The sequence below is a fragment of the Neptuniibacter pectenicola genome (genome assembly GCF_001597735.1).
Taxonomy (GTDB): Bacteria; Pseudomonadota; Gammaproteobacteria; order Pseudomonadales; family Balneatricaceae; genus Neptuniibacter; species Neptuniibacter pectenicola.
Genome location: NZ_LUTS01000003.1, coordinates 279871 through 299265 on the forward strand (window position 1 = coordinate 279871; position 19395 = coordinate 299265).

Below are 19395 nucleotides of genomic sequence, written 5' to 3' on the forward strand. Positions count from 1 at the left end.
GTTTAACCGGGTGATTAACCTGCTGTTATTACTCAACGAGATATGCATCCTGTATATCTGATTTATCTACAATAATTATATTGTAGTAGCGGTTCAATAATTATTAACGAATACGTCGTTAATATGTGGGGTTAAGCGTGTTGATCTAGTGTGCCATGCTGAGTCAATGGTGCCCTACTCAATAGGCTTTCAGCCTGTTAGCTAGCTGAGAATATCTATAGGGCGATGACTAAGCTCGCGTCGTGCTGGTTTTAGTCATCATAATGTATCACTTAGTTTACGTTATACATTGTTTCTTAGTAGCTCAAGCATTTGTTCTTCTTTAACCGGCCGTGAGAAGAGGTACCCTTGTATCATTGGGGAGCCTAATTTTTTCAGTGTGGCTAATTGTGCTTGGGTTTCGACCCCTTCAATCACCGTTGATAGGGATAACGAATTGGCTAACGATAAAATGCCCGACACTAAGGCCAGATCATCAACATCAGTGACAATCTCATCGATGAATATTTTATCAACTTTTAGTCGTTTAATGGGGTATTTTTTTAGATAACTGAGTGATGAATAACCCGTTCCAAAATCATCTATGGCCAGCTCAACGCCCAGTGCAACAATGTTTTTAAGTTGCAAATAGATATCTTCCTGGTCGGAAAGTAAAAGATTTTCAGTAATCTCAGCGATTAAGTTGGCCCCTTTTAGGTTATTGTTTTCGAGTTCTCTTTTAATGATTTCAACAACGCCCCCTTTCATAAACTGAGCGCTTGAAATGTTGACGCTGATTGAGGGAGGGGTACCGCCTTCTAAGCTAATTTTGCGCGCAAACTTACAGGCTTCTTTAATGACCCATTCGCCGATTGCGATGATCTGTCCGGACTCTTCTGTGATCGGTATAAAGTCAGCGGGGGAGATGAGTCCACGGGTCGGGTGCTGCCACCTAATTAGGGCCTCAATTGAGTGTATATGCTGCCCATCAATGGACCAGATAGGCTGGTAGACGAGGTGAAACTCGTTTCGTTCGATGGCGCAGTAGATATCTTTTTCAAGTAAATTACGCTCTCTATTTTTGGCATTTAATGCTTCATCAAAAAATTCGTAGCGATTGCGGCCTTTGGTTTTGGCTTTGTACATTGCGCTGTCGGCGTTATAAATCAGCTCTTCCAATGAAATGTTGTCATTTGTATGCACCACGATACCAATGCTGCATGAGATGTATGCGTGGTTGCCATCTAAGACAAAGGGTTCGGTTAAGCTTGATAATATTTTCTTGGCAATCTTTTCAACCAGAATGGCGCTGCTGAGCTCGGGGATAATAATTGCAAATTCATCGCCGCCTAATCGCGCGACGGTATCACTTTTACGAATACAGGCGGTGAGGCGGGTTGCGACTAATTTAAGGAGCGTATCGCCTGCAATATGACCGAAGGTGTCATTCACATACTTAAAACGATCTAAGTCGAGAAAAAGAAGGGCGGCTTCTGTTTTATTTCTATCGCAGAGGGTTTTAGATTGGATTAGCCGGTCTTCAAAAAGGTTACGGTTCGGTAAGCCCGTTAGGGCATCGTAATTGGCTTGGTGGGTAATGACCGCTTGGTCACGTTTTCGTTTCGTAATATCACTAAAGAGAGCAACATAGCCCTCGATATTACCGTCTAAATCAAAGCGGGAGGAGATAACCAGCCATTCGGGATACACTTCACCGTTTTTACGCTTATTCCAAATCTCACCTTCCCAGAGGTGATGGGTCTTGAGTTGGTTGTAAATATTTTCATAAAACTCGGGGCTATGTTTTCCTGATTTTAACAGTGAGGGTGTTTTACCCAGAACGTCGGCTTCAGAGTAGCCCGTAATTTTTTGGAACGAAGGGTTCACCATCTGAATACGGTTATTCTTATCCGTAACTAATATCGCTTCGGCCGCCGTATTGAAAACATCAGAGGCTAAACGTAGCTTGTCTTGGAACTCTTTTTCTTCGGTGATCTCTTGTTTTAATGCAATAAAATGAGTGATCTCGTTATGATCATTAATCAGAGGGCTGATGGATGCCCTTTCCCAATAAAAGCGCCCGTCCTTACGTTTGCTCTGTAGCTCTCCGTGCCAGCTGTTACCGGTGTTAAGTGTGCGAGACATTGCCGCGTACTCTTGTTCTGACATCTCGCCGGACTTAAACATACGCGAGGTTTGACCTAGCACCTCGTCCTTTTTGTATCCGGAAATCGCTTCAAAACTATTGTTCACATATTGAATCTGGCCTTCGCGGTTTGTAATGATAATAACCGTAGGATTATTCTCGACCACCTCCGATAACAGGTGTACTTCCTCTTTCATTTCTAGCGCACTGTTATTGATTCTGACGATGTAGACCGTGCCAATAATCAGTGTTGCGATTGCCGCGCCTAATATTAATAAAAAGATGCGTTTTTGCTCGATCCATACAGCAAATGAACCCTTAAAATCGGTGACAATCGATACGGCGAGAGGGTACTTGGTTAGTAGACGAGTCGTGGTGATGTTGAGGGGGAGGATATCGTATGCCGTTGTACTGACGCCTTCATCCTTTCCGCTATGTAAAATAGTCGTTAAGTGAGCGATAACATTCTCTCTATTCGGGCCATACAGGCCTGTCTGGAGAAGAGCGTTTCCCTGAAAATCGGTTAAATACACCTGATTGTTATCATCGAGCTGTAAGTCAGTGATATAGCGTTTTACGTAGTGTGAGTTAAATGCTGCAACGATAAGTACCTTTTCACCCGCGTTAGTTCGGGTCCAAAAGCCAATGGGGATAAACTCTAGTTTTATTGACTCGTCTGGGTATGAATCGCGTAGGGGTAAAAACCGACCATGGAGGGCGGTGCCAATATGAAGGCCTAACGAATACGCATGGGGTGAGGGGGCTTGTAAGCCTAAGATACTTAAATTGATATTTTGAGGCTGGGACTGCTGAGTATCAATGAGGGTGTTGCTATCTTTAACGATGACGATCTGCCTAAGCTGGGGCGCAAAGGCTAAAATTTTGAGGGCTTTCTCACGAAGGCTTTGTAGATGAGAGGGGCTTAACTCGCCACCTTTTAAATCATCAGATAACGAGTGTAAACTGATCTCCAGTGCCTCAAAGGTTCTTGTCACTGTGCTTTCAATCATGCGAGCGTGAAGGACTGAGCGTTCAGTTCGTTCAGTGATGCTTTGAATGAGGCTAAACCAAAGTACACTGCCAATTAATAAGATTGAGCTTAAAACACCTGCAAAGATCCAGTTTGAAATGGATTGAGGGTTTATGACTTTATAATCTTTCATGCAGACTGAGCTCGCTAATAACTACCTTGGTAGTATAACGAAGAAATATCTTGTTGTGTTTACCAAAAGCAGTGAGCGCTAAAAAATATAACCTAAGGCTATTTGGAGCTAAGTTGTAATGTATTTCGGGCATAAAATCATTCATCTGGTGGTACTCCTGACTATCCTGTTATTCACACATACGACTGCCGCCAGTGTTCGAAGTGAGCAGATAATCGAACGAGGGGAGCTTAACGTTTGTTACTGGCCTGACTACTTTGCCATTAGTTACAAGAATCCTCGGACCGGTCGTTTAGAGGGGATCGATATCGATATGGCGAGGGAATTCGCCGTCTCAATGGGGGTAAAGCTGACGTTTGTTGAGAGCTCTTTTTCAAATCTAATAGAGAACTTAGCGAACAATGCCTGCGATATCGCCATGCACGGTATTGGGATAAGAGACAACCGTAAACCCTATATGACCTTTTCTACCCCTTACCTGGTGAGTGGTATTTACGCGGTTGGGGTAAAAGATAACCAGTATATAGCGAGCTGGGATGATATCGATAAACATGGTCATGTGGTGGTTGTGCAGCAGGGCACCTTTATGGAGCCCGTTATAAAACGCTATATTAAAAACGCCCAAGTGACCGTTGTGGATAGTTTTAAAGCGCGGGAGCAAGAGGTGCTGAGTGGCCGGGCCGACGTATTTATGGCGGACTACCCCTACGGAAAACGCATGACACAGCTCACCTCATGGGCGGTGCTATTTAAACCGAAGCAACCACTCGCACCCACTGAATATGCCTATGCTGTACCTAAAGGTGAACTAGATTGGTTGGCGGAGGTTAATGCCTTTTTGTTAACCATGAAACAAACCGGCAAACTTGCAGCGTTCGCTGAAAAAAACGGCCTGAGTGAAATTGTTGTGAATGATTAAAAGGTGATGGCCTAACCGCATTAAGCGTAGAACGCAGTGTGTGAGATAGGATCACCTCATTCCCATGCTCCTGCGTGGGAATGCACGTCAGCATCGGCTACCACGCAGAGCGTGGGAGACAGGTCGAAATTCAGGTTCACCTCGTTCCCATGCTCCTGCGTGGGAATGCACGTCAGCATTAGCTACCACGCAGAGTGTGGGAGCTAGGTCGAGATTCAGGATCACCTCGTTCCCCTGCTCCTGCGTGGGAATGCAAGTCAGCATCGGCTACCACGCAGAGCGTGGGAGCTAGGTTGAGATTCAGGTTCACCTCGTTCCCATGCCCCTACGTGGGAATGCACGTCAGTATCAGCTACCACGCAGAGCGTGGGAGCTAGGTCGAGACTCAGGTTCACCTCGTTCCCATGCTCCTGCGTGGGAATGCACGTCAGTATCAGCTACCACGCAGAGCGTGGGAGTCAGGTCGAGATTCAGGTTCACCTCGTTCCGGTGCTCTTGCGTGGGAATGCAAGTCAGCATCGGCTACCACGCAGAGCGTGGGAGCGAAGTTGTGTGTGAGTGTTTGAGATAGGCTAGATAACAAAAAGCCCCGATTAACGGGGCTTTTTGCGGTATTTGGTGGGATGGCGTCTAACGAATAACCTTTATAACTACATGTTTTAAAATAGATATGCTTGTTTTTTATTGTGCTTGTACCCCCAAATGTACCCCCAGCTTTGTATGGCTACCTACTTATTAGCTGCTTTCTTTTTAAAAAATGAATTCGCTGGTGGATGTCACAAAGTCTTATAAATTTACTGACTGTATCCGCTGGGCGGGTCTACGCCCTCGCATGGTTTTAAGGTTGTAGGAAGAACCTACTAGGGGGCTGGTGTTAATGTTGCATTGCTAGTGCTACGTTGCTTTGGTCTCGTTTGGATTTAATTTTTAATTTTGTCCATGTAAAAATCTATCTACAGTGGCGGTGTCCGAGTTGTAAGCGTATAGAGATTCTATCCCCCCCCATACCTTATTGTGTACGCTCGCTGATTCTATGTGCCTATGTGTTTGTAGATGATCGGTTCCTCATGTTGAGTAACCGTTATTACGTTTTGTTTTAGTTGGTTGTATAGAGTAAAAAGCACCACGAACCTGAAACGCTTGAAAGGCAGGCTGTAGCTATTAGAGAGCCTTCTTTAGTTCGTCCCATGACGGTGGTGCCGTTTTCTTTTGTACTGTGTTTGATGTCTCTGTCGGTAAGTGTATGGATTCGTTTTGTGGCTGGTGCTGAACGACTTCACTTATCGATTCTATTCTTGATTCTATTCTTGATTCGGGTGACATGGTGTCAGGGCAGGGATGACAATTTGTCACCCCTTCGGACATACTGTCACCCCTTAAAGACAAATTGTCACCCTTAGATTTGTTTGCCTGAGTTGGTGAGGGATGACATTTTGTCATCCCTACAGCACCCGCTGATTCACGGTAATCTATATTGAGTTTGTATCTTGTGGACCTCTTCCCCTTTCCTTTTTCAAGGACATCAATATATTTTAGCTTTACTAGCTCTTTGAGTATCCGAGGGATATTTCTCTCACTCATTCCGGAAAGTTTGGCAAGTCTTGAAGTGCTAGGCCAGCATTCAAGGTGTTCTCTTTGATCGTTCACATGTTTGGCGATGGCTAATAAAACCATTTTTGGTCCATGTTTAAGCCTAACGTTTTCCATGATGTGATCTTGTGATAAATAGCCCATCAAAGCAGGTCCTTAGCTGTTACGGATAGGGGCAGTTCGGGATTTGTAAGGGCGGACGGGTATTGAGCTAATAAGCTCGTGGTTTCAGCCCTATCTAAATGGGGTTCTCCACGCTTGCTTCGTAGTTGATTTAACATCTCTAAAGCCTGCTCTGCTTCTCTTTTACTTGGGAACCAGTACCAGCAAAATGGGCTATTACCACCAGATGTATTTATATGTGGTCGTTTCTCGCGTTCAATTATTAGCTTTCGCTTTAACCCAAGTTCAGAAATTGTCGTGTTTAGACAGGTATCATGATAAGTGTTCAGGACTATCAGTTGATTGATACCATTAGTTCCGGCCCTCAGTAATTCATGAATACATAGTTCATGCTTAGTAGGGGTTGAGGTAGACTTTTTTTGATTGTTTTTTCTGGTGGCACCTGTGGTAGGAGTTGCTGGCTTATTCATCGTTACGCCCCCCCTGCTTCTTCAATGCGTGCTTTGATCCAATCCTGAATATCTTGCTCAAGCCAGCCAACTAATCGCCCACCTAAAGGTACTGGCTGAGGGAATGTTCCTTGCTCGAGTCTTGAATAGATAGTGCTTCTGGATAATCCCACCAGCTTTTCAACTTCAGGGCGTCTTAGAATTCGAATAGTCATGCTCTGCTTTCCTATGTTGTTATCGGAAGAGAGCTAATACTAAAATATCTAAACTGTATGGATGTACAGATAAAAAGTGATCATTTTTTTTAGGTATGTATTTGGTTTATAGATATATGACTGCGTAGGTCGCTAAGAAACGGCTCGCTGATAGCCTCTCGAGCAAGAGATATGTAAACATCATTAAGCTTGTCGTAATCCACGCTCAAAAGCCTAGCAACTTCACTAGGTTTTATTGTGTGATTTTGTGTTTCTTGCCATATGAGTAGATCTAAAATAGGTAAAACATAGTATCGGCTAAGGTTTTGCAGTTTGTTGCCAATTGAAGGGGTTTTTGCTTTTGGGCCTTTTGACTTTAATTGTCTAATATATTTCTTAAATGCTTTTTCTAAAGTTGTATTTGGAAGTGATAAATCAACCTTCATGTAGTGTTCGTCATACGGGTAGCACATATAGCCTATGCGCATGCTTCCGTGCTTAGCGTGTTCATAAATATAATCATCAATACATTGTCGTCTATCGTGCCCTCCGTTATCTCTATAGGGGCCTTTATTTGTAATCCCTTCGCTTTCTGTTTCGCCTCTTTCCTTGATAATATGCTGTCCCATAACATGAACGAAACTAGTTCGAACGGGTTGAATTGGTGAAGTAAAAAAAACATCGTGCTTTTCAGGGTTTCTGGTTATAACTTCGAATTGTAATGGGTTGTTTAAATGATTCAGGAACCCTTCCACAAAGATTCCCTGCGTCCCAGTTTCTACTTCCCTTAATGCTGATCGCCTGTCACTTAAGGCAAAAAACCAATCCACTGGCGTATAGCTTTTTAGAGCATCATATTTAGATAAACTGAACCAGTCAGGAATAGATAAATATTCCATACTCATTTTCCATGCTTATTTTTTGGTAACAGCTTTGAGGTGGTTTTACGTTTCATCGCTAAGCCTTCCTAAAGTTGGCAGTAATAACGTTACCCGCCAACGCTTGAGCTTTAAGCTGATCTAAGTAATCGGCCCAACGTTGCATCATTTCGGTACGTTGTTCTAAGTGTTTAGTTCGGTTGTAGGCTCGCCCGTTGGCGTCTTTAACCGCATGGGCTAATTGCTGCTCTATCCATTCCACACGGTAGTTCAATGCTTCATCTAATAGCGTTCGGGCCATTGCTCTGAAGCCGTGAGGGGTCATGGTGTCGTTGTCATAGCCCATTGATCTAAGGGCAACCCTGATTGCGTTTTCAGACATACAGCGACTACGGCCACGGGCGGATGGAAAAATATATTCTCCCTTACCTGTGATGGGGTGGAGGTCCTGAAGTATTGAAATAGCCTGTTCACTTAATGGGATAATATGTTGCTGGTGGGTTTTCTCTGCCACCAGCTCAATGCGTAATTCATCATGGTTTATATCGGACCATTTGAGGTGACGAAGTTCGCCAGGTCGACAGAAGAAGAGAGCTGAAAGCTTTAGTGCTGAACGGACTACCTCAGTGCCTTGAAATAGGTCGATAGCGGCCATTAACTGACCAGCTTCTTTTGGTGTGGTGATCGCTGAAAAGTGTTTGGTTTTAGCTGGTTTTAAGGCCCCTTTTAGATCGGGGGTGGGGTCTCGTTCAGCTCGTCCGGTAGCAATGGCATACCTGAACACTTGCCCAGCAATTTGTTTATCTCTGTGGGCGGTTTCTATTGCGCCTCGATCTTCGACCTTTCTAAGGGCTCCAAGTAGCATGGGTGCTGTTACTTCGTTTATGGGGGTATCGCCAATAGAAGGGAATAGGTCGTGTTCTAGGGCGCGTAAAACTCGTTTTTGGTATCCAAGGGTTTTATCGCTTTGTTGTGTTTCAAACCATTCAAGAGCAATAGACTGAAAAGAATTAGTGGCTCGTAGTTTCTCAGAGGCTTTGTTTGCTTTCTTGTGGGCGGATGGGTCAATACCGTCAGCTAACAGTAAACGGGCTTCGTCACGCTTTTCTCTGGCTTTCTTTAGTGTTATTTCAGGGAATACGCCAAATGATAAAAGCTTCTCTTTCCCTTGGAAGCGGTACTTCATGCGCCAGTATTTAGCACCGTTAGTTTTGATCAGTAAAAACAAGCCTTTTTCGTCAGATAGCTTGTATTCCTTTTCTCTTGGAGTTGCTGCTTGCGCTTCTTTTACTGTCAGCGGCATACCCACGCCCTCTTGTGGAAATATCCGATTTTGGGGGTACCAACTTTTGGGGGTATAAAGTACCCCCAGATGTACCCCTAGATACGTGTTGTAGTTGGGGGTATAAGATGGAATTCATAGGAAGAGAGAATAGACCGCAAGCCTTGGTATTTCAAGGCCTGCGGGACCTGTTTGGAAGTTACAGGATTTGCGTTTGGTGGAGATGGCGGGGGTCGAACCCGCGTCCGTCAATCCTCCGCCTCAAGATCTACATGTTTAGGCTTCTCTATTTAATTAACCCGTCACGACCCGAGAGCCAGGGTGTTATGGGCGAGCTTCTTTAGTTTTAACCGTTCGGCTTGAAGCAAAGCGTCCGGGCGATTCTGTCTCGAATGATACCGCAAAATCCTTTAGTTACAGACACCTGAAGGAGCGGCACAAGCCGGCTTAAGCGGCTAGAGCGTAGTTATCGTCGTTTGCAACTATAACTGTGTAGTGAGGGATTTACGAGAATCACTACATTCTCGACATGCACCTAAGGTTTTGTAATCAGCGTCGAAGCCAAGTCATCCCCAGATGTGCGTATTATAGCGGTTGTTTCCGTTTGTGCCTAAGTCTTTCTTTAATAAATTTATTTATCTATTGCTGACGACCTAATTGGTCGCAATAGCTTTCTAGGTCTTTACTCGCTTTTGATGCGGTTTTATCCAGTGAGGCTAAGTTATTTTCAACAAAGGCGGCAAGTACCGCAGGTCTGGCGCTTTGTGGAATATTTTTCTGTTCCATAACGGTATCGAAGGCGGTTGAGAGCTCTTCGCGCTTTTCGGGTGTCATCGAATTAAGCTTTTCCCAAAGGGCAGTGAAGCCTGCGCTTTCGCGGCTTGAGGGGGCCAAAGCGCCGACCGCTTCTAGAATAGTAGATAAGGTCGCGCCGGCAATCTGGCCTCCTACATTTGATGTTTGGCCAATGAAGCTTCCCACACCGTTAGGAATTAATATGCCGGCTATGTAAGTACCGGTAGACCAGTTTTGAGACGAGGTTGCGCGCTCTATGGCTTGGTCGTCCATGATACCAGAGGCTTCGCCAATGCGGGCTTCATCGACTGCGCGGATAGATTGCAGTAAACCGGGGAGACCCATGACAGCACTGGTGCTAGCCCCTGCGAGTAGGCCTAGTACTAAAGGCGTGCTTGCCCCTCCTGTAATGATACCTACCGCTATGCCGGCCGTGATACCAGAAATTGACCGTACCCAACTTTCGGTACTGAGTTGTGATTCACCTCGGCTGACGGCTTGATTGATACAGAGAACAATAAAGCTGCTTTGGCTCGCGCCGAGTGAGCGGATAAGGCTCTCTTTTGCGCCGGGAAGCTGGGAGATAGTTTTAAACAAGTTTTGCGGGGCGATAATACGAAAGTTTTCGAGGGTGTCAGTTATAAGGCGGCTGGTGGCGCGAATGCCGCTTGCCATTCTATCGCTGCTGTCGAGGGCGACGACTGATTCTATTCCTAGCCCATCCATCAGCTGTTGTCCTGCTTGTTGCGTGGTTGGGTTGGATGAGGTGACCATGGCTCTTAGACGGTCTCTCCATGTGCTGAGTTGAGCTTCATTAGATGCCAGCGCATTGAGTGATCTAACTGCTTGATCCATCATGCTGACCGCTTGGGAGTGGGTTTCCCAGGCGAGTTGACCGCTTAACGAGTCTCTAACTTTATCGCGTAGGAATACATTAAGGGTGCCCCGATGATCTTGACTCATGTTCGCGTAGCGGCGTCCGATGGCATTCCAGATGTTATTGTTGACTTGGTCTTGAGTGTGGCTGGCCGCAAAGGTTCTAAATGCTTGGGCGCGAAGGGCTCGGTTAAATGAATCGGTATGGTCGACGTAGTGTTCAAGGCTGTTAACCGAATCCCAGAAGTAACCCTCATCAATAGGGTGCGCACTAAGCGTGGCGACAATGCGATCAAATGCATTAATCGTGAGTGATTGTTGGGGCGTAATTCGGTTGTTTAAACCATCGCTACCGGCGCGGGATAGGGCGGCCGAAACGTCGTGTCCTGGATTGCACATGTTGCCTCCTTATGGCGATTTATAGCCAAAATTTTTATCGTTTTTTACTGCATTTGATCCATCAATGTTGTGCTGAAAATGTTTCGTTTTAGCTAGTCAGTTATCTGTCCATTATTAATGGCGCGCTCTATGCTCGGTGTTAATTGCTCAGACAGTGAGCTGAGTTGGGACGCGTCTAAATTACTTAAAGCACTTAGTTTATGTAGGGAACCCTGTAAGGCTGAGCTGTCGGCTACGTCGTTTTGTCTAGGGTCGGAAAATGTAGTGCCAAGTGAACTTAATAGTTGTTCGACATTGGGTGTTGGCGGGCTCGATCCGTTTGGGCTTTGTGCGGGTTGCTGCGATGGGTTGGCAAGGCGGCGTAGCAGGTTAGCGAGCTGAGGGGCTGAAATATTCATCATATACACTCGCTAAATCTTTAGGGTTAAGACCTGATCAGCTTCTATCAGTTCACCTGCCTGAGGATCGGTGGTGGTGACGATTTTGCTATCAGATACGTTTTTAGGGCTGAAGTTGTAACTAATACCTAAGCGTTGGAGTAGCACTTTTGCGGTGGCTAAAGGTTGCCCGATTATATTCGGGACAATGTTAAGATCATCCACCTGTGTGGGGGCGGGCACCGGTAGGAATTTAATGGTTAGTTTGCTACTGGCCTGTACATTAAAATCATATTGATTCTGGTAGCTTGCATCGACCGTGGTGCCTTGTAGTTCAGTAGTTGTTTTACCATTGCTGTCTAAGGTTTGTCTAAGTGAGAGCGCCATATTGATCTCAGCGGTGGCCTCTGGAATGACATACCATGTTGGGCGATAGCCGATGTTTCTTAACTCAGTGATGGTTTCGTCATCACTGCGGTAGATTTCCTTCATGTTCTCAAGTGTTCTAGCATCGATGGCGTACTGAGCATTTGCGATGCCTGTACCAATTTCGGCGACCATGTCACCAAGGGGTGCTGCTAACACATCCTGAAAGATATTCTTTTGTGACATGTTTAAGCTCCTGTACTGGGGGAAACCCCGATAATTAACATGATTTCAGTGTCGGGATCGATTGCAGCGCCTGCTTTTGGCGCTTGGCTAATAATTTTTCCGGTTTCACTTTGTTGCTCTTTTGTCAGTTGCTGGTTGTACCACTGGGCATCGAGCTGCATCTCTTCGAGTCTTCGGTTTGCCAAGCTGCGGGTGTAGCCTGTTAAATCCGGCATTTTGGTTTTGTGTGGCGTAACCGTTTCTTGATGGCCTGGCACGTCTAAGTCGAGTATCAGTGTTGAGAGCATGGCGGGGTCAATTAGGGTCAGGCTGTTCGAGTCTTTAACCAGTCGTATTTTGTCTTTGCTGCTGCCGGGCAGTACTTTTAGATCCATGCGTGCACTTTTTAACTGGAAACGCCCGTTATTGTCATGGTCCGCTTTGTTCAGGGCGGCCATGGCGGATGAGATCATTTCGTCTTTACTGAGCTCTTCTGTTTTTAAGGTTGCTTTGGCATTGGGGTCGATTCGTTCGAGCTCTTTAATACGGTTCTCTTTGCCTTTGAGCTGTTCGGTTAGGTTTTTGTTGTGTAGCTGAAGCGTCGACAGTTGCTTTGTTAGGGCAGGGTCTATTTTTGGGTTTTGAGTGACCTTTCGTAACTGGTCAATTTCAAGTTTTAGCGTAGATTCCGCTTTTTTACTGGCTTGTAGCTGTTTTTCGAGTGTTTGATTAGAGACTTTAAGCGTGTTTAGTTGTTTTAGGCTTTCGGGGTTAGCTTTAGTTGTGACGCCAGTTATTGATGATGGAATCGTATGAAAGATGGTGTTGGCAACGGTTAGAACGGGGGTGAAGCTGACTTTTACGTTTCCAAAATCCAGTTTGCTGCTGCTGTAGCTTTTAGGTGTGTTGGTGAGATTTAACCAGTTGTTCTTATGCAAGGTACGAAGAAGTACACGTGGTAAGTAATCACTTACTTTCGTGCTGCTTTGGGCTTTAAATTGACCATTTGCTAGGGTTTTTCCTGAGGCTATACTTTTTATACGGCCGTTTGCCGCGTAGAAACAGACATCTACTGTGGCATTGTTTAAGGCTTTGCCGTTACTATCAAGAAGTTTGGCTGTAATTGTCAGTGCCATTATTTATCTCCTATTGATGTCTGTATAGCAGTGTTTCGGTTTGCGAAAACAGGTCGGCGCTGATGGCGATAATCTGGTTTTTGGGTTCGGTCTTGGCTATGTTGAGTTGGCATGAGGCGTAGCCTTGGGCGTCCAGTGTTAATGTGGCCAAACTGAGCTGAGTCCCTCTATTTAGCCCGCCTCGCTGCTCCTGTTTGTTGAGCTTTGCGGAGAGTTCGCGGTCGATATTTATTTCGACCACACTGTTACTTAACGGCTCTCCTAAACTGTTGCGGCCACGTACTTCTAATTTGACGCGGGAGGTGGATGATTTTTCCGCTGATAATATGATGACCGGGGTTGGGCGACCTGAGTCTATAGGGGTGGCGACCATGACGCCGCGAATGACACTGCTGGCGCTTTGGGTCTGGTTTGTGGGTGATGATGGCCTAAACGCCAGTTTTGTTTTACTGCTTTGTTTTGCGCTCGATGATGAGGTTGAGGTCATATCTAGCTTTAGCTCAAATTCCATTTTGGGAATATGGTAAACCAGTGCCTCTTGACCGTATGCATTGAGTACAGGTGCGCGATTAAGCCGACTTTGCGCTTGGGTTAGGCCGTCAGCCAAGTTGATCAGGAAATCATCTAAATTTTGCCCTTGGGCAACCTGATTTGACATGTTATCTACTCCACCAATTCATTGGATCTAAAATCCCCAGCGGGCACTTTCAGCTCGCTTGTCCATGTGTTTTTGCAGTGCGCGTTGTCGCCGTTTCTCATCGTTTAGCTGCTGTTGGCGCTCTTCTTCTTTTCTGCGAGCTACGCGTTCTTGATGTCTGTTTTGCCGTTGTTCGAGTTCTTTATCCGCCGTCATTTTTTTAGTGTCGAGTGCAGAATCGATCGGTTTTTGTTTGAGCCTTTCTTCCCGTAGTAGGTAGTCGGCTAAACGTTGTTTGTTTTCTAATGCCACTTTTTGCGCTTGCTGTTTTTGCATCTCTATACGTTGTTGCTCAGCGGCAATACGTTTTAATGCGTCCTGTCTTTGTTGCGCGAGGCGTTGCTGCCGTTCTCGCTGTAATGCTTCGTTGCGTTGTCGTTGCAACTGTTGTTGACTTAGGGCCTCACGTTTTAGCTGATCCAGTTTTTGCTGGCGCTGTTGTTTGTTTTTATGCTCAATTTTTTTGCGAATGAGCTGGTCCATCTTTAGGGCTTTCGCTTGGTTCTCTTTTTTCTCTTCTTGCTTACGTTTTAGCTTTAATTGTTCCAGCCACCTTTTTTTCTGCTCGGCTTGTAGTAGTTCTATTTTTACCGCTTGCTTGTCTTTTAGGCGTGATTTAGCTGTGTGAACGGGCATGGGGAAACGTAAGCTGTCCCAGCTGTTCTCCTCTGCTTTTGATCGGCCTAATAACTGACCCATCTCCTGCTCAAGGGTTTGGTGGTGAGCGATGAGTTGTTTTAGCTCATCTGAAACCTGATCCAGTTGAAGTAGGTCTGAGAGTGACTTTTTATCGCTGTCGCCAGGTAGTGCAGGCGAAGAGAGAGGGGAGGGGGTACCCTCCTCTTCCAGCAGGTCGTTCCAGTCTAGATAATCACTCATCGTTTCGACTTCTTACTCTGCGTCAGGTTTGTTACGTTCAACAATCGCCCTAATGCGTTCTTCTAAAACGGCAGGGGGCGGTGTCGGCATAATGCGGCTTCGCATTAAGCTAGAGCCTTCTGCCGAGTAGTTGTATTTGTTGGCATAGCGAGCACTGACGGAGGTGGTTCTCACTTTGGCATGTGCGCCTATGATAAAACCGGTCGCTGTCGCGCTTACCGATTTGCTCGAACTCTTACGTTCGAACTCGGACTGTTCGGTAAAACTGATCGAGATTTTTATCTCTATGGTGGTGTCGGTAAATTGATAAAATGTTGGGGTGAAACCAAGTTCAATTAAGGACATTTTCTGGCCATCAAAATGAACAAGGGATTCCTTTTTGGTGACGGATGTGGTGCCTGTAATGGGATCTATTTCGGTGACTTCATATTCACCGCTCATCATCTGGGCAAGGCGTAGACCGCTTTCATCCATGGCATATTGTGCTTCTGCGATCGCCATTCCCATACCGGTGATCATTTCACCAAAAGGGACATCACTCAATTCACGTCCAATGCTTCTGCGAGGCATAATCTATTGCTCCTATATTAGTTTGACATTAGGTCTCATCGGATAGGTTGTCATTATCGAGTAGCGCACGAACACGCTCTTCAAACATAGCCGGTGCAGGAATTGGGACTAAGTTACAGCGCAGTAAACTGGCCCCTTCAGCGCTGTAGTTGTATTTGCTTGAGTAGGTGGCATCGACGGTGGTTGTCCCCACTTTTGTTTTACTGCCAAATAAGCGACCAAAGAAACTTGAGCTTTTTTTGTAGTTGTCTCGGCTGCTATTGGTTGTGGTTGTACGTTCAATTTCACGGGACATTTTGATCGCAATTTTTACTTCAATAATATTGTTGGTGAACTGGTAAAAGGTCGGCGAGAAACCGAGCTCCATCATGCTGAGTTTTTGTGATTTACCCTCTTCATCTTTACCAAAATAAACCCGCGTATCTTCTGTGCCGGTGATGTTGCCGTTGTCATCGAGTATAGGTAATCGTCCGCCCATCATTTGGGCTACATGTACACTGGCTTGGTCGAGTTCATATTGTGCATCGGCAATGGCGAAAGCCATCTCTCGGATCATCTCCCCCATGGGGACATTTAGTAGATCTCTTCCTATGTTTGACATGATTTAACTCCTGTAAATATGCGCTAATTTATTCGTTAGTATCATTATTGGTTGAGGTTGATTGCCGACTGGCAAGCCAGTTTTGAAAAGCGTTTGGCGGTGGAATGGATGAAATACGTGCTGTAATTGAGCTGCTTGCTTCAGAAGAAAAGCTGTACTTGCTACTGAAGGATGCGCTCACGGTTGCAGCAAACATGACGAAATAGGCGGTTCCTCCGGCCATAACAGAGGTGCCAAAACTGGCTTCTGTGGTGGTTGAAGAGGAGAGGGATACTTTTAGATCGATGGTGGCTTCGGTGAAGTGATAAAACACGGGGGCAAAGCCAAGGCTAATCAGCGATTGTTTTTCGCCATTACCGACATCGACACCGTGACCTTCAGCATCGCCGAGTTGCATCGCCATATTAATGGAGTTGAGATCAAGCTCACGCTGCGCTGATGCGATAGCCGTACCTAATTGGTTAAGGAGACCGGGCAGTGGAGATTGTTCTAAACTTGCCATCACTTTGTTATGTGACATTTTAGTGCTCCAGGTTAGCCGTCGGTATCCGTGTCGCCATTGTCGGTCGGTGTGTCGTTATCTGCAGGTGTATCACTATCAGCTGGGTTAACCGGAATAGGGTCAACTAATGGCGCAGGGTTTGGCTCGGCTGAAATACGGCCACCGCCGTTGGCTGCGTGTGTTTTTATCGCATCCAAAAATGCTTGTGGAGGTGGTACTGAGCGCATGGTGGTTTTAATACGGGAGACGGCTTCCATATCAAACTCATATTTGTGGTGTAGGTCGAAAGAGATGCTGCCTGCAAATGCGACAGGGAAGCTTGAGTTTTCTTGTGTACCTGCTTCGAGCTCACCACCAATATCTATCCCAGATTCAACGCGTACTGAAATGGTAACTTTGAACTCCATCTCTGTTTCAGTGAAGTGATAGAACTGTGGGATAAAACCGAGCTCAAGTAAGCTCCTGTCGCGAGGTACGCCTTGGGCATCGTTAAAGGTGACTTGTGTTTCACTAAGGAGCGTGGCGGCGCGTACTGAGGTTGCGTCAAGCTCATATTGTGCGGAGGCAATTGCTTTGGCTGTGTTCTCTATCAGTTTAGGGATAGGCACGTCCATGAGGGCCTGCCCCGGTGTCATGCCGGCGACTTCATTATCAAAATTCATCATACTCTCCCTTTCTTGATCAGCGCGGAGCTAATCGCTTGATCTATACAGATCAATTGCGTTTGTTACTGCGGGTATGCAGTAAGAGAAATCCTTTCTACAGCAATGTATACATTCGTTTCAGCGCAAAAGCTGATAGGGCTAACTAAATGCTTTTGCGCCCTCCCGAACAAGTTGGTCGGAGAGATGGAATAGCCCCAAGCTTTGTTGTTCTTGTGTTAAACGGCCAGAGGATGCACTGCTATATCGGTTGATACGATTGATTACGGGTTGCAAACTGGTTTGTTGTTGAGCATTGCAGAGCGACAGAAGGTGTTTGTTTTGTGTGCTGAGTTGATTACGCATATCAAGTTTTATCAGCAAACACAGTTTTCTCATCTCAAGTGCAATGAGGTCTTTTTGGGCTTCGGCTGACAGTTCATCCGGCGCGTCTGTGTATTGGGCTAGGCTGTGTTCACAAATGTCGAGCGCGGTGTTCAGCTGCCCGCACAGCTCTAAAGATTCCATGCTCAATTCGGCCAAGTAGCGTTGCAATATTAGTTGAATGTTTTGCCGCATTGCCGCTTGGCTAAGTACATGAATGGCTTGTACTGCGGGCTCGTACTGTCGTCTTTTTAACAGCGAGGCGATCTCTTCTAGTGCCTTCGCGAATGTATTGGGTTTGGCATCCATGACACTATCTCCCTTTTTTCTCATTGGACGGAATTAAGCGCGCCTGCAAGCCGGTTTTTTTAGCTTCATGGGTAATCCAAAGGCCTTGGTGGGTATTGGCGGATAACGGAATGAGCTGCGGGCTTTCGCCTGTTTTTGTTATAGGGATTGTTCGTCCCATGATGCTATTGCATAAGTGCTCTAAGGCTGGCTTTACCTCGGGGGGTAGGGCTTTAAGTTCGATATTGTATTTCTCGCCTGCGACCGATATGGCGCTGCCTTTACAGCCGAGGGTATGCATTTCGGCAAGTCGTTGTTGTGCTTTCTCAAGGGGAATTGAGCGTTCTAATATAATGGGCAGGGCGTTTATCAGTTTGTTATGTATTTGGGTCGGGATCGAAAAGCTGTCGGTTAACCATTGGGATAGTTGTTCAGTGTTGATGTCGGTTGATGTGCTGTCCATCGATAAGTTGAACCGGAAGTAGTCATGATTTTGAATAATGACGGGGAGGTGAAGTGCGCTTGCTTTTTGCCATATAGCTTGCGCTGAGGCGTAACTTAAATTATTAGCCGACCATTGTTCGCAGGTGATTTCGTTGTTGTTTGGTTTAAGGCCGAGGCTAATGTATTGGCTTCGGACCGACTCGTTGTAGCTGGGCATAAAAGCCATCACGGTATAAAGCGCGGTTGCGGGGGCGGATGCAATGAGTTCTATGCCCGGCCTACTGAAGCGCTCTATGAGGTCATCAGCCACGGTTTTGGATAGTCGGCCTAAAAGGATGGCGGGGACTTGGGTTAAGCTTTTAATGATCTCTTCGCCGGTTTGCCCTGTGAAGGCTGCTATCTCAGCGGCAAATTCGGCGGCGTAATCAAATTTTGTGATGTGTGCTGCGAGTTCGTAGCGCGCGTTGTCTGTGGTAACGGTGGCATCATTGTCGACGATCTCGCAAGGGAGCTTAAAATCGCTTAGGGCCGCTTTTAGTTGTAGTGCGCGCTCTTTGCTTAAGTTTGACTGCAAGATTGAAGGTGAGGTGAGAATGCGTTGGATACACTCTTGTTTTGATAGGCCGAAGTGATCATGGGCTGCACTAATCGTAAGTGCATTGGCGTCACCTATTCCGTTGACCTGTAATTGGTATCCTTGTGATTGCACAGTATTCTCCCTGAATTCCCGAGTGCAGTCAGCCTGCTGGGGTGCTCGTTATGGAGTAAACTATTGCACTAGAAATAACCAATATCAAGAAAGGTAAACGTTTATTTAAAACAGGTGTTTTGTTTTTTTGTGAGGTACTTTTAACGAAAGCGGAAGGAGATTTTATTAAGTTGTTGATTATTCGACGGGTTGTAGATTGTTACGTTGCAGTGCAGCGTGACTCGTCTTCATTAGATCGGAGGATGACGTGAGAAAAAAGATACTTGGCAGATGTTAGGTGCCCGAGTGAGCACCTTGACCGATTTTATCGTGCAGACATGAGGCGTTGTTTTTGCAGAGCCCAGTCTTTATCTTTATCCGCAGCACGTTTGTCATGCTGCTTTTTACCTTTGGCTAAGGCGATTTCACATTTAATGTGATTACCTTTCCAATAGAGCGCAAGCGGGACGCAGGTAAGGCCCTTTGCATTGATTGCGCTAATGATCTTAACCAACTCTCGGTGATTTAAGAGTAGCTTTCTTTGACGTGTAGGATCAGCGACCACATGGGTGCAGGCTGTCTTTAACGGTGTGAAATGGGCGCCAACAAGCCACGCTTCTCCCTTATGAATATTCACATAAGATTCAACGAGCTGTGCGCGACCTTCGCGTAAACTTTTTACTTCCCATCCGGTCAGCACTAAACCCGCCTCGAATTTATCCTCAATAAGGAACTCGTGACGTGCTTTTTTGTTTTGACAGATGGTGTTGCCTGATGGGGCTTTTTTCTTTTTAGCCATGGCGG

Annotated in this window: 20 protein-coding genes and 1 other RNA gene; 1 reads left to right on the forward strand and 20 read right to left on the reverse strand. The window is 45.9% G+C overall.

Annotated features, from left to right (window positions below; all coding sequences use genetic code 11):
• Positions 1-282 precede the first annotated feature (282 nt).
• Positions 283-3288, reverse strand: coding sequence for a sensor domain-containing protein (locus tag A3773_RS05945; RefSeq protein ID WP_067984054.1), 3006 nt, complete (start codon positions 3286-3288; stop codon positions 283-285).
• Positions 3289-3406: 118 nt separating this feature from the next.
• On the opposite strand from A3773_RS05945, the gene A3773_RS05950 reads away from it, so the two are divergent.
• On the forward strand, positions 3407-4207 hold the full coding sequence (locus tag A3773_RS05950; RefSeq protein WP_067984055.1) for an ABC transporter substrate-binding protein: 801 nt from the start codon (positions 3407-3409) through the stop codon (positions 4205-4207).
• 1161 nt (positions 4208-5368) lie between these two features.
• On the opposite strand, the gene A3773_RS05955 is transcribed toward A3773_RS05950, so the two are convergent.
• The 19 genes from A3773_RS05955 to smpB form a co-directional block, all read right to left on the reverse strand.
• Positions 5369-5941: a helix-turn-helix domain-containing protein gene (locus tag A3773_RS05955; protein ID WP_067984058.1), complete on the reverse strand. Its 573-nt coding sequence runs from the start codon at positions 5939-5941 to the stop codon at positions 5369-5371.
• Positions 5941-6390, reverse strand: coding sequence for a hypothetical protein (locus A3773_RS05960; RefSeq protein WP_067984060.1), 450 nt, complete (start codon positions 6388-6390; stop codon positions 5941-5943). The genes A3773_RS05955 and A3773_RS05960 overlap by 1 nt, the downstream gene beginning before the upstream one ends.
• Positions 6391-6392: 2 nt before the next feature.
• Complete coding sequence (locus tag A3773_RS05965) at positions 6393-6584, reverse strand: helix-turn-helix transcriptional regulator (RefSeq protein WP_067984062.1); 192 nt, start codon at positions 6582-6584, stop codon at positions 6393-6395.
• Positions 6585-6673: 89 nt separating this feature from the next.
• On the reverse strand, positions 6674-7462 hold the full coding sequence (locus A3773_RS05970; RefSeq protein WP_156473445.1) for a DUF6387 family protein: 789 nt from the start codon (positions 7460-7462) through the stop codon (positions 6674-6676).
• A gap of 58 nt (positions 7463-7520) precedes the next feature.
• A complete protein-coding gene (locus tag A3773_RS05975) occupies positions 7521-8744 on the reverse strand; it encodes a tyrosine-type recombinase/integrase (protein ID WP_067984066.1) in 1224 nt (407 codons plus the stop codon).
• Between the two features lie 194 nt (positions 8745-8938).
• Positions 8939-9297: a transfer-messenger RNA gene (gene ssrA, locus A3773_RS05980) on the reverse strand.
• A 65-nt stretch (positions 9298-9362) separates the two neighbouring features.
• Positions 9363-10793 (reverse strand): hypothetical protein, encoded by a 1431-nt coding sequence (locus A3773_RS05985; protein WP_067984068.1) that lies wholly within the window; start codon positions 10791-10793, stop codon positions 9363-9365.
• A gap of 92 nt (positions 10794-10885) precedes the next feature.
• On the reverse strand, positions 10886-11194 hold the full coding sequence (locus A3773_RS05990) for a hypothetical protein (protein WP_067984070.1): 309 nt from the start codon (positions 11192-11194) through the stop codon (positions 10886-10888).
• 9 nt (positions 11195-11203) lie between these two features.
• Positions 11204-11782 carry a PASTA domain-containing protein gene (locus A3773_RS05995; RefSeq protein ID WP_067984072.1) on the reverse strand — a complete coding sequence of 193 codons (579 nt, stop codon included), beginning with the start codon at positions 11780-11782 and terminating at the stop codon, positions 11204-11206.
• A gap of 2 nt (positions 11783-11784) precedes the next feature.
• Positions 11785-12897, reverse strand: a complete 1113-nt coding sequence (locus tag A3773_RS06000) for a PASTA domain-containing protein (protein ID WP_067984074.1) — start codon at positions 12895-12897, stop codon at positions 11785-11787.
• Between the two features lie 10 nt (positions 12898-12907).
• Positions 12908-13555 carry a hypothetical protein gene (locus A3773_RS06005; protein WP_067984076.1) on the reverse strand — a complete coding sequence of 216 codons (648 nt, stop codon included), beginning with the start codon at positions 13553-13555 and terminating at the stop codon, positions 12908-12910.
• Between the two features lie 27 nt (positions 13556-13582).
• Positions 13583-14473 carry a coiled-coil domain-containing protein gene (locus A3773_RS06010; RefSeq protein WP_067984078.1) on the reverse strand — a complete coding sequence of 297 codons (891 nt, stop codon included), beginning with the start codon at positions 14471-14473 and terminating at the stop codon, positions 13583-13585.
• Positions 14474-14485: 12 nt separating this feature from the next.
• Positions 14486-15043 (reverse strand): hypothetical protein, encoded by a 558-nt coding sequence (locus A3773_RS06015; RefSeq protein ID WP_067984080.1) that lies wholly within the window; start codon positions 15041-15043, stop codon positions 14486-14488.
• A gap of 28 nt (positions 15044-15071) precedes the next feature.
• Positions 15072-15644 (reverse strand): hypothetical protein, encoded by a 573-nt coding sequence (locus A3773_RS06020; RefSeq protein WP_075109493.1) that lies wholly within the window; start codon positions 15642-15644, stop codon positions 15072-15074.
• A 28-nt stretch (positions 15645-15672) separates the two neighbouring features.
• Positions 15673-16164 carry a hypothetical protein gene (locus tag A3773_RS06025; RefSeq protein ID WP_067984084.1) on the reverse strand — a complete coding sequence of 164 codons (492 nt, stop codon included), beginning with the start codon at positions 16162-16164 and terminating at the stop codon, positions 15673-15675.
• Between the two features lie 14 nt (positions 16165-16178).
• Positions 16179-16811, reverse strand: coding sequence for a hypothetical protein (locus A3773_RS06030; protein WP_156473446.1), 633 nt, complete (start codon positions 16809-16811; stop codon positions 16179-16181).
• A 138-nt stretch (positions 16812-16949) separates the two neighbouring features.
• Complete coding sequence (locus tag A3773_RS06035) at positions 16950-17480, reverse strand: hypothetical protein (RefSeq protein ID WP_067984090.1); 531 nt, start codon at positions 17478-17480, stop codon at positions 16950-16952.
• Positions 17481-17484: 4 nt separating this feature from the next.
• Entirely contained in the window at positions 17485-18612 is a 1128-nt protein-coding gene (locus A3773_RS06040) for a hypothetical protein (protein WP_067984092.1), read from the reverse strand.
• A gap of 304 nt (positions 18613-18916) precedes the next feature.
• Positions 18917-19390, reverse strand: a complete 474-nt coding sequence (smpB, locus tag A3773_RS06045; RefSeq protein ID WP_067984095.1) for an SsrA-binding protein SmpB — start codon at positions 19388-19390, stop codon at positions 18917-18919.
• Between the last annotated feature and the right edge of the window lie 5 nt (positions 19391-19395).